We start from the raw sequence: 1,634 nt of genomic DNA, 5'->3' as shown, positions 1-1,634 counted from the left end.
GGTGGGTCGGGTGGAGGAGGCGATCAATGCCCACACCCGCGCCCGCGACCTGCACCAGCAGGTCGGGGGCGCCCACGGCGAAGCGACAGCGTGGAACAACCTCGGCACCGCCCTGGAGCAGGTGCGCCGGTTCGGTGAGGCGATCGACGCCTTTGCCCGGTCGATGGAGCTGTTCCGGGCCGTCGGTGACAACGACTGGGCGGCAATCGCACAGCAGAACATCGCCGAGATCCAGCAGGGTCCGGGCGCCCATGATGAGACCTGACCTGGCCAAGGGCCAGCCACCAGCCCGACACAGCCTTATCGGGACCAAGATTTGTATCAACTGGGTCCGGGGCGAAGAGAAGTCCCCGCGCAACGCGACGTTGCGCGGGGGCGTCGTGGCCACGGCGTGACCTCAGCCGGGCTTGCGCTCCTCGGTCCCGGGCTTGTCCGGCTCCGGCTCGGGGGCCGGCGCCGGGTCGAGGGGGTCGTAGCTGCGGCCCCCGGCGGACGGGCCACCGCCCTTGGATCGGTGCATGGTCGCCTCCTTCCGGCGGGCACCGTGCGCGCCCGCCCGGAGGGCGGCCTACCCGCGCCGACGGCGAACAGGCCCCGGTGACCACATGTGGCCTGCGAAAATGGACCGCATGCCGATCCCCGACCCGCCGCCGCCCTACGGCCGCACCCACCGCGAGGCCCGCTCGGCGTGGGTGGCCGACCACGGGGCGCTCCCGGCTCTGCTGCGGGAGGCGCCGGGCCTGGCCCGCTACCCCCTCACCGCGGCGAGGATCAGCTGGGCGGTGTGCTCGGCGGTCCTGGACGCCCGCACGCTCCGCCGTAGGTCCCGTGCCCTGGGGGTCGGCGAGGTGGTGCGCCCGGCCGCGGTGGCCGGCGTCCTCCCGGCGGAGTTGGCGATCATCGTGCTGGGCGTGCGGCTGTACCCGGAGCTGCTGGGGCCCACCGCTGAGCTGGAACGCCGGATGGCCCTGCTCGAAGAGGTGGGCCCGGACCTGCTCACCGAGTGGCCGCCGCCGGGCCCCTGACACGCGAAAAGCCCCGCCCCCGGGCCACGACCGCAACCGGCCCCGCGAGCACGAGAAGGCCTGTTCCCCAGCCCCCGGAGAACGGGCCTTCGTGGTGTGCGACGTCAGGTCACGGCCCTACCGCTAAATCCTGTAGCAATCCTCCTCGACCCCCGACCCTGGCCGTAGCTTCGGGAGAACCGGGCCTAGTCGTCCGGTGTGTCCCGTTGCGGCCTCACCTTCTTCCAGCCGTTGACCACTGCGCTGGCCAGTGCGTTCAGCCAGGGACTGGTCGTGGGCGGTTCTGTGGCCGGGTCCTGCTGACTTTCGGGGGCAGGGTGCTGCTCCCATGTCTGCGGGAGCAGCAGCACTCCGGGGGCGGCATGTGCTCGGGCTTCTCGAAGACCCTCGGGGCACTCCCCTCTGGCGTGTTCGAAGTCCACCTTCCCCCCGGCGAACTCGGCCTCGGAGAAGGACAGCTTTCCTCTGGTCGACTCCGCCGTGTGGAAAGACACCATCGTGCCGGTGAACTGGGTCTTGTGGAAGTTCACCGTGCCGTAGGCGAACTTGGCTCCGGAGAAGGACACCGTTCCGTAGGCGAACTCGGCTCCGGAGAAGTCCACCGTTCCG

The 1,634-nt window shown here is 71.2% G+C and carries 3 protein-coding genes and 1 pseudogene; 2 read left to right on the top strand and 2 right to left on the bottom strand.

Annotation, left to right across the window (positions count from 1 at the left end; all coding sequences use genetic code 11):
• A partial coding sequence (locus tag BUE45_RS31000; protein ID WP_143173568.1) for a tetratricopeptide repeat protein occupies nucleotides 1-265 on the top strand: 265 nt, incomplete at its 5' end.
• A gap of 132 nt (nucleotides 266-397) precedes the next feature.
• On the opposite strand, the gene BUE45_RS33980 is transcribed toward BUE45_RS31000, so the two are convergent.
• Nucleotides 398-520: a hypothetical protein gene (locus tag BUE45_RS33980; RefSeq protein WP_281256394.1), complete on the bottom strand. Its 123-nt coding sequence runs from the start codon at nucleotides 518-520 to the stop codon at nucleotides 398-400.
• Between the two features lie 109 nt (nucleotides 521-629).
• Here BUE45_RS33980 and BUE45_RS30995 point away from each other — a divergent pair, with 109 nt between their 5' ends.
• Complete coding sequence (locus tag BUE45_RS30995) at nucleotides 630-1,025, top strand: hypothetical protein (protein WP_143173567.1); 396 nt, start codon at nucleotides 630-632, stop codon at nucleotides 1,023-1,025.
• Between the two features lie 185 nt (nucleotides 1,026-1,210).
• On the opposite strand, the pseudogene BUE45_RS32865 reads toward BUE45_RS30995, so the two are convergent.
• Nucleotides 1,211-1,634: pseudogene (locus tag BUE45_RS32865) on the bottom strand (hypothetical protein); the annotation flags it as partial.

The sequence above is a fragment of the Nocardiopsis flavescens genome, assembly GCF_900141985.1.
GTDB lineage: Bacteria > Actinomycetota > Actinomycetes > Streptosporangiales > Streptosporangiaceae > Nocardiopsis > Nocardiopsis flavescens.
This window is presented reverse-complemented; position numbering and strand designations above follow the sequence as displayed.

What these genes read in the sequence shown, in the direction of transcription:
- BUE45_RS33980 (WP_281256394.1), bottom strand. Translation starts at nt 520, where the DNA reads ATGCACCGATCCAAGGGCGGTGGCCCGTCCGCCGGGGGCCGCAGCTAC.
- BUE45_RS30995 (WP_143173567.1), top strand. Translation starts at nt 630, where the DNA reads ATGCCGATCCCCGACCCGCCGCCGCCCTACGGCCGCACCCACCGCGAG.